This window comes from Burkholderia sp. Se-20378 (assembly GCF_017104665.1).
GTDB classification, from domain to species: Bacteria; Pseudomonadota; Gammaproteobacteria; order Burkholderiales; family Burkholderiaceae; genus Burkholderia; species Burkholderia lata.
Map to the genome: position 1 here is coordinate 1 of NZ_JAAGPG010000371.1, position 8,461 is coordinate 8,461.

Here is an 8,461-nt window from a genome sequence, read left to right on the forward strand (position 1 = left end):
AGCGTCGGCCCGTGGCGCCCCGCGATCCCGAACGACAGCGCGACGAGCGCCGCGCCCGTCGCCTGCCCGATCAGCCGCGCGGTCGCGATGATCCCGCTCGCGCCGCCGCTACGCTCGGGCGGCGCACTCGACATCAGCGCCTTCAGGTTCGGCGACTGGAAGAAGCCGAAGCCCGCGCCGCACAGCATCATCCGCCAGCCGATGTCGACGACGCCCGGCGCCGCCGGCAACGCGGCGAGCGACACCATGCCCGCACTCAGCAAGGCAAGACCGATCGCGCCGAGCAGGCCCGGCGGATAGCGATCCGACAAGCGCCCCGCGATCGGCGCGGCGAGCGCGACGATGACCGACCACGGCGTCATCAGGAACCCCGTCTCGACCGCGTTGCGATGCAGGACGGTTTCGAAATAGAACGGCAGCGATACGAACGCGAGCCCCTGCGCGGCGAACGCGCACACGGCGGTCAGCGCGGACAGCGTGAACACGGGCCGGCGAAACAGGTCGACCGGCAGCATCGGCGCCGGGTGCCCGGCCTGGCGTCGGATCAGCAGCCAGCCGAATGTGAGCGCAATCGCAGCCGCCGCGAACACGATGGAAAGCGGCCCGCGCTGCGCGAATTCGCCGAGCGCGAAGATCAGCGATGCGAACGTGATCACGTTGAACAATGCGGCGACCGGATCGAACGCATGCTTGCCGCGTGCCGTCTGCGGCAGCGACGGAATCGCCACTGCAAGCGCGAACACGCCGAGCGGCACGTTCACCGCGAACAGCCACGGCCATGCGGCGACCGACAGGATCAGCGACGCGATGGTCGGCCCCACAGCGAACGACACGCCGACCACGAGCGCGTTGAAGCCGACGCCGCGCCCGAGCCGGTGCGCGGGAAACAGGCCGCGGATCAGCGCGACGTTGACGCTCATGATCGCACTCGCACCGAAGCCCTGCACGATCCGCGCGGCCGTCAGCATCGGCAGCGTCGACGCGAGCGAACAGCCGAGCGACGCAAGCGTGAACACCGCGAGCCCGGCGATATACACGCGCTTGTGGCCGACGATGTCGCCGAGCGATGCGAACGGCAGCAGCGTCGCGACCATCGCGAGCTGGTACGCGTTGATGATCCAGACGGACGCGGCCGGCGATGCATGCAGGTCGGTGGCGATCGCGGGCAGCGCGGTGTTCGCGATCGCGGTGTCGAGCGTCGCGAGCGCGACGGCCAGCAGCACGGCGGACATCGCGCGCCAGTTGACGGCCGGCTCATGGGCGCCGGCGGGGGAAGCGAATTCGGACAAGATGAGGCTCGGCTGACGAGCGACGCGTGCGCCACGTCGCGGATTGGACTCGCGGCGGCGTTCCGGTCGCACCGCATGGAACGCGCGCCGCCGCGCCCCGTATTGTTGCAGAGCCGCATCGAACGTGCTGGCGACCGCTTCGTCAGTCAGCAAAATGAAAGGAAATGCGTTGCCGTGCAGGACGCGCGGCAACGCAGGCGCAACAGGCAGGCTCGCTGCGTCAGGTCACCGCGCGCCGCGCATTGCGACCGCGCAGCCATTCGAGCGCAAGCAGCAGGCTCGTCGAGAAGATGATCAGGATCGTGGCGAGCGCAGCGATCGTCGGGCTGATGTTCTCGCGGATGCCCGTGAACATCTGGCGCGGCAGCGTCGTCTGGTCCGCGCCCGCGAGGAACAGCGTGACGACGACTTCGTCGAACGACGTCGCGAACGCGAACAGCGCGCCCGACATCACGCCCGGCGCGATCACCGGCAGCGTCACGCGGAAGAACGTCGACACCGGATTCGCACCGAGCGACAGGCTCGCGCGCACGAGGTTCTGGTTGAAGCCCTGCAGTGTCGCGGCTACCGTCGTCACGACGAACGGCACGCCGAGCGCCGCGTGCGCGGCAATCAGCCCCGTGTAGGTGTTCGCGAGCCCGAGCGGCGCGAAGAACAGGTACATGCCGACGCCGACCACGACGACCGGCACGATCATCGGCGACAGCAGCACGGCCATCAGCAGCCCCTTGCCGCGGAAGTCAGCCTTCGTGAGACCGATCGCGGCGAGCGTGCCGAGCACGGTCGCGACGACGGTCGCCGACGGTGCGACGATGAAGCTGTTCTTCGCGGCCATCCGCCACTCGTCCGATGCAATCAGGTTCTCGTACCAGCGCGTCGAGAAGCCCGGGATCGGATAGACGAGGAACGTGCTCGACGAAAACGACAACGGCACGATCGCGAGCACCGGCAGGATCAGGTACAGCAGCGTCAGCACGACGAGCACGCGCAGCGCGACGTACCACGCGCGCTCGACGAACGACATGTGCGGCGCGAACAGCGGCCTGGCGAGTTTCATGGTCGGTATCCCCTTCCCGTTTCGTAGTGCGCGGCGCTCAACCGAGGCTCACGTTGGTGCGCGTGAACCGCCCGTACACCGCGTACAGCACCAGCGTCGCCGCGAGCAGCAACCCGCCGAGCGCGCACGCCATGCCCCAGTTGATCGTCACGTTCGTGAAGTACGCGACGTAGTAGCTGACCATCTGGTCGTTCGGCCCGCCGAGCAGCGCGGGCGTGATGTAGTAGCCGATCGCGAGGATGAACACGAGCAGCGCGCCCGCGCCGACGCCCGGGTAGGTCTGCGGCACGTATACGCGCCAGAACGCGGCGAACGGATGGCTGCCGAGCGACACGGCCGCGCGCTGGTAGGTGGGCGGGATCGACTTCATCACGCTGTAGAGCGGCAGGATCATGAACGGCAGCAGGATGTGCGTCATCGAGATGTATACGCCGACGCGATTGAACAGCAGCGTCAGCGGCTGCGAGATCAGTCCGCTGCCGATCAGCGCCTTGTTGACGAGCCCTTCGCTCTGCAGCAGCACGATCCAAGCGGCAACACGAACAAGCACCGACGTCCAGAACGGAATCAGCACGAGGATCATCACGAGGTTTGCACGACGCTCCGACAGCGTCGAGATCCAGTACGCGAGCGGATAGCCGAGCAGCAGCGCGAACAGCGTGACGGCGACGCCGATCACGAACGTGCGCCCGAAGATCGCGAGATAGATCGACTGGTCGGGATCGGCCTGCACGATGTGGTCGAAGCCGTCCTGCTTGTGGTCGAGCGCGGCGAGCAGGTAGAACGGCGAATACGTGCTGCCGTTCTTCGCGATCGCCTGCCAGTACGCGGCATCGCTCCAGCGCGAGTCGAGCTCGACCAGCTTGTCGCGCGTCTGTGCGGGCGTCAGTGCCGCGTCGTTGTCGCCCTTCAGCGGCATCGCGCGCGCCGTCTTCGCGACGAGCGAGCGATAGCCGGGAATCTCGGTGTTCAGCCGCCGCGCGAGCGCACCCATCGCCTCGCTGTCGGCCACCTTCGTCATGTCGGCCGCGAGCGCGACATACGCGGCATCGGCCGGCGGCGCCTTGCGGTCCCAGCCCGACAGCGCCCTGACCGTGTTCGGCAGCGCTGCGGCGATCTCCGGGTTCTGCACCGCGCGCGTCAGCAGCGTGCCGATCGGCACGACGAAAATCAGCAGCAGGAAAATTGCGAGCGGCGCGACCAGCAGCAGTGCCATCGTGCGCTTGCGGGCCTCGGCGGCCTTCAGCTCGCGCTTGAGCGCGGCGTTCGACGGCGAGGAAGGCGCGATCGTCATCGTATTCAACGGTTCTCTCCGGCCGGGCACGTTCCGGCGGAATGCCGCGCGACACGATCGACGCGTCGCGCGGCCGGTTGCATCAGGACACCTGAACGGCGATTACTTCGTCGCCCACGCGGTGAAACGCTGCTCGAGCTCGTCGCTGTGGTCGGTCCAGAAGCCGATGTCTTCCAGCACCGCGTTCTTGCCGTTGGCCGGCGAGTTCGGCAGGTTCGCGAGCGTCTTCGCGTCGAGCGCCTTGATCGCCGCGATGTTCGCCGGGCCGTACGCGATGTGCTGCGCGTAGCCCTGCTGCGGCTTCGGCGTCAGCGTGTACGCGATGTACTGCTCGGCCAGCGCCTTGTTCGGCGAGCCCTTCGGAATTGCCCAGTAGTCGAGGTCGTAGATGCTGCCGTTCCACACGACCTTCAGGTTCTTGCCTTCCTTCTGCGCGGCGTCGATGCGGCCGTTGTACGCGGTCGACATCACGACGTCGCCGGCGACGAGAAACTGCGGCGGCTGTGCGCCCGCTTCCCACCACTGGATATTCGGCTTCAGCTCGTCGAGCTTCTTGAACGCGCGGTCCTGGCCAGCCTTCGTGCCGAGTACCTTGTAGACGTCCTTCGGCGCGACGCCGTCGGCCATCAGCGCGAATTCGAGGTTGTAGCGCGCGCCCTTGCGCATGCCGCGCTTGCCGGGGAATTTCTTCACGTTCCAGAAATCGGCCCAGCCGGTCGGTGCCGACTTCAGCTTGTCCGCGTTGTACGACAGCGCCGTCGACCACACGAAGAAGCCGACGCCGCACACCTGCGGCGATTCGGGAATCAGATCGGATTTCTTGGCGATCTTCGACCAGTCGAGCTTCTCGTACAGCCCTTCGTCGCAGCCGCGGTTCAGGTCGCCCGATTCGACTTCGACCACGTCCCAGTTGACGTGCTTTGCCTCGACCATCGCCTTCACTTTCGCCTGCTCGCCGTTGTATTCGACGGCCGTGACCTTGTTGCCGGTCGCCTTCTCGAACGGCTGGTTGAACGCGGCCTTCTGCGCGTCGCCGTTCGCGCCGCCGAAGTTGACGACCGTGAGTTCGGCAGCCGATGCCGATGCGCCGACGACGGCGAGCGCCAGTGCCAGCGCGGTGCGCCGTGCGGTAATGCGTGCTCGGTTCATGGTGGTTCCTCTCCTCTCGTGGTGGAAGTGGGCAGTTGTTGTTGACGACGTGCTACGGAAAATCGGGGAAACCCTGCTCAAGCGAACACGCGCAGGTGTTCGGGCGCAAATGCGAGCGCGACCGGTGCGCCGGGCGAGAACGCATCGAGCGCGCCGGTGCCGAGCGGCACCTTCACGAAGCATTCGTCCTGGCCGGGCAGCGCGCAGCGCATGCGCACGTGGTCGCCGAAATAGATGAGGCTGCGCGCCTCGCCGCTCAACTGGTTGGCCGAGCCGTTCGCGTGCCCGTTCGCGCCATGCGCGGCGAGACTCATGCGTTCGGGGCGGATGCACGCGACGGCCGGCGCACCCTCGGCCGCATCGCCGATGCGGCGACCGACGAGCTTCGTACCGTCGTCGAGCCGGAATTCGCAGAATTCGCCGTCGACGCGCGCGATGGTGCCGCGCAGCCGGTTGCTGTCGCCGATGAAGTTCGCGACGAATTCGTTGCACGGCGATTCGTACAGGCGGTCGACGGTGTCGAGCTGCTGCACGATGCCCTTGTCGAACACGGCGACGCGATCGGACATCGTCAGCGCCTCGCCCTGGTCGTGCGTCACGTACACGAAGGTCACGCCGAGCTTTTCGTGCAGCGCCTTCAGTTCGTACTGCATGTGTTCGCGCAGTTGCTTGTCGAGCGCGCCGAGCGGCTCGTCCATCAGCACGAGCTTCGGCTCGAACACGAGCGCGCGTGCCAGCGCGATGCGCTGCTGCTGGCCGCCCGACAACTGGGCCGGATAGCGTTTCGCGAAGCGCTCCATCTGCACCATCTTCAGCGCATGCGCGACCCGTTCCGTGCGCTCGGCCGCCGGCAGCTTGCGCACGGTCAGCGGATACGCGACGTTCTGCTCGACCGTCAGGTGCGGAAACAGCGCGTAGTTCTGGAACACCATGCCGATGTTGCGCTTGTGCGGCGGCACGTTGTTCAGCAGCTCGCCGTCGAGGCGGATCTCGCCGCCGGTCGGGAACTCGAAGCCGGCCAGCATCATCAGGCAGGTGGTCTTGCCCGAGCCGGACGGCCCGAGCAGCGTCAGGAATTCCCCGCGGTGGATATCGAGGTCGAGCGATTTGACGACCAGCGTTTCGCCGTCGTAGGTCTTCCGCACGCCGCGAAAGCTGACGATCACATCATCGGACTTCATCGTGGCTGTCCCCTTGCTTCGCGACAATTGATTTTGAGATGCGAGCCACTATACGGCGCGCACGGTTCTATACTAGGGAACCATTTCAATATTCCAAGTAGGACCACTTTGGATACCGTGATCCTCGCCGACTGGCTCTCCGCCCGCCTCGACCGCAGCTCGCCGGAGCCGATGTACCGCCAGTTGCTGCAGCAGATGCAGCAGGCCATCCTGACCGGGGAATTGGGGCCAGGTACCAAGCTGCCGAGCTCGCGCACGCTCGCGGCCGACCTGTCGATCGCGCGCAATACCGTGCTGCACGTGTACGACCAGCTGACGGCCGAAGGCTACGTGCTGACGACCACCGGCAGCGGCACCTATGTAGCCGACACGCGGCCGGACGCCGCCGCGATCCACGTGCCGGGTGCTGCACCGCCTGTGTCGAGCGCCGATGAACCGCCGCTGCCGGACGCGCAGGGCGGCCTGTCGATGCGCGGCCGGCAATTGATCGAACATGCGGGCGTATCACGGCGCCAGTGGGGGGCGTTCATGCCGGGCGTGCCGGACGTGTCGGAATTCCCGAGCCGGACGTGGAGCCGCCTGCAGGCGCGGCTGTGGAAGGAAGCGAACCCCGAGCTGCTGACCTATGCGCCGGGCGGCGGCTACCGGCCGTTGCGGCGCGCGCTCGCCGATTACCTGCGCGTCGCGCGCTCGGTCAAATGCTCGCCGGACCAGGTCATCATCACGACGGGCATCCACCAGTCGATCGATCTCGCGGTGCGGCTGCTGTCCGACATCGGCGATCGCGCATGGGTCGAGGAGCCGTGCTACTGGGGCGTGCGCAGCGTATTGCAGGCGGCCGGCCTCACGCTGACGCCGGTGCCCGTCGACCAGGAAGGGCTCGACCCGCGTGCCAGCGACATGCAGCATCCGCCGCGGCTCGTGCTCGTCACGCCGTCGCATCAGTACCCGCTCGGGATGGTGATGAGCCTCGCGCGGCGCCGGATGCTGCTCGAATACGCGCGCCAGCACCGCTGCTGGATCATCGAGGACGACTACGACAGCGAGTTCCGCTACGGCAGCCGCCCGCTCGCGTCGCTGCAGGGGCTCGACGATGGCGGCCGCGTGATCTACGTCGGCAGCCTCGGCAAGATGCTGTTCCCGGGGCTGCGGATGGGCTACATGGTCGTGCCCGAGCATCTGGTCGACACGTTCCGCACCGGGCTGTCGGAGCTGTACCGCGAGGGCCAGCTGATGCAGCAGGCCGTGCTCGCCGAATTCATCATGGACGGCCACCTGACTTCGCACGTCAGGCGAATGCGCACGCTGTACGGTGAGCGTCGGCAACTGATGATCGACGCAATCCGCGCGCGCTTCGGCGACGCGCTGCCCGTGATGGGCGACGAGGCAGGCCTGCATCTCGTGCTCGGCCTGCCGGACGCCTGCGACGATCGCGCGGTCACGCAGAGCGCGTTCGATGCGGGCGTGATCGTGCGTCCGCTCACCAGCTACTACAGCAGCCTCGACACCGCGCGGCGCGGCCTGCTGCTCGGCTATGCGTGCGTTGCGCACGAAGGCATCGGGCCCGCGTTCGACACGCTCGCGAATACCATCGAGCAACACCTGCCGCGGGACCTCACGCGCGCGGCATAGCGGCGGGCATGCGCCGCGCCGCCCGCGCCTCCCACGTTACCGCACGCTGCCCGCCCCGCGATCGAGCGATGCCGCGCGCACGGCTTCGCCCGGCTTGGTGAACACGCGTTGACGCAGCGCGGCGATCTGCGCGTCGCGATCCTGCGGCGACAGACCCGCCGATTCGATCTGCGCACGCTGCGCCGCATAGTCCGTGTAGCGGCTCTGCCACGATGCGTCGTCCTGCTGCATCTGCGCGACGCGCGCGGCGGCTTCGGGGCCGAGCGTCTGCGTCAGTTGCGCGCGCATCGCGTCGGGCGTCGCCCCGCTCTTCTGCAATTGTGCGATCTGGTCGATCGCCGCCCGCTGCTTGTCGATGCGCTGCTGCGCGGCGCGTTCGTCGGCCGGCATCTGCTGTTCGAGCGCTGCGAGTCGCTCGGCCTTCTGCGCATCCGTCAGCGCGGGATCCCGCGTGATCCTCAGCCGCGCGAGGTCGTAGCGCTGTCGCCACTGCTCCGCGCCGAAGAACGGCTGGCTCCAGTCGCCGAGCGTGCGATAGGCGATCGACGCGCGCTGGTCGAGCGCGAGCTGCAGCGCACCGAGATCGGACTTGTCGACCGCGCCGGCATCGCGCAATTTCGCGAGTGCGTCGAGATACGCGCGATAGCGATGCCATACGTCGAGCGCCTCGACCTGCGCAACGGTGCCGTCGAGTTGCGCGGCAATCTCGCGCACGACGAACGCATCGAGCGCGGCTGCGCTCAGGTCGCTCTGCGCGGTCAGGCAGTAGTCGAAGAAGTCGCGCACCGCGCGCGACTTCGCGAGATGGCCGCCGGCATCGAGCGGCAACCGGGGCGCGCTGGAGCCGGCGAGCGACGGC

Annotated in this window: 7 protein-coding genes; 1 reads left to right on the top strand and 6 read right to left on the bottom strand. The window is 67.6% G+C overall.

All coding sequences use genetic code 11. The features are described from left to right. The 5 genes from G3N93_RS28430 to G3N93_RS28450 form a co-directional block, all read right to left on the bottom strand. Nucleotides 1-1,289, bottom strand: a 1,289-nt coding sequence (locus G3N93_RS28430) for an MFS transporter (protein ID WP_206134455.1), incomplete at its 3' end; no start/stop codon positions are given. A 220-nt stretch (nt 1,290-1,509) separates the two neighbouring features. Beyond that, the gene (locus G3N93_RS28435) at nt 1,510-2,346 is read right to left on the bottom strand and encodes an ABC transporter permease (protein WP_011355761.1); all 837 of its coding nucleotides are present in this window, start codon (nt 2,344-2,346) and stop codon (nt 1,510-1,512) included. A 37-nt stretch (nt 2,347-2,383) separates the two neighbouring features. Continuing rightward, nucleotides 2,384-3,640, bottom strand: a complete 1,257-nt coding sequence (locus tag G3N93_RS28440; RefSeq protein WP_174937346.1) for an ABC transporter permease — start codon at nt 3,638-3,640, stop codon at nt 2,384-2,386. 102 nt (nt 3,641-3,742) lie between these two features. Then, nucleotides 3,743-4,789, bottom strand: coding sequence for an ABC transporter substrate-binding protein (locus tag G3N93_RS28445; RefSeq protein ID WP_174938586.1), 1,047 nt, complete (start codon nt 4,787-4,789; stop codon nt 3,743-3,745). Between the two features lie 77 nt (nt 4,790-4,866). Continuing rightward, entirely contained in the window at nt 4,867-5,970 is a 1,104-nt protein-coding gene (locus G3N93_RS28450) for an ABC transporter ATP-binding protein (RefSeq protein WP_174937087.1), read from the bottom strand. Nucleotides 5,971-6,078: 108 nt separating this feature from the next. Here G3N93_RS28450 and G3N93_RS28455 point away from each other — a divergent pair, with 108 nt between their 5' ends. Beyond that, nucleotides 6,079-7,602 carry a PLP-dependent aminotransferase family protein gene (locus G3N93_RS28455; protein WP_174937085.1) on the top strand — a complete coding sequence of 508 codons (1,524 nt, stop codon included), beginning with the start codon at nt 6,079-6,081 and terminating at the stop codon, nt 7,600-7,602. Between the two features lie 36 nt (nt 7,603-7,638). On the opposite strand, the gene G3N93_RS28460 is transcribed toward G3N93_RS28455, so the two are convergent. Then, the coding region (locus G3N93_RS28460; protein WP_206134456.1) for a lipase secretion chaperone at nt 7,639-8,461 on the bottom strand (823 nt) is incomplete at its 5' end.

Bases quoted from the DNA above. Each gene is read 5' to 3' on its own strand.
- G3N93_RS28435 (WP_011355761.1), bottom strand. From the start codon at position 2,346: ATGAAACTCGCCAGGCCGCTGTTCGCGCCGCACATGTCGTTCGTCGAG.
- G3N93_RS28440 (WP_174937346.1), bottom strand. From the start codon at position 3,640: ATGACGATCGCGCCTTCCTCGCCGTCGAACGCCGCGCTCAAGCGCGAG.
- G3N93_RS28445 (WP_174938586.1), bottom strand. From the start codon at position 4,789: ATGAACCGAGCACGCATTACCGCACGGCGCACCGCGCTGGCACTGGCG.
- G3N93_RS28450 (WP_174937087.1), bottom strand. From the start codon at position 5,970: ATGAAGTCCGATGATGTGATCGTCAGCTTTCGCGGCGTGCGGAAGACC.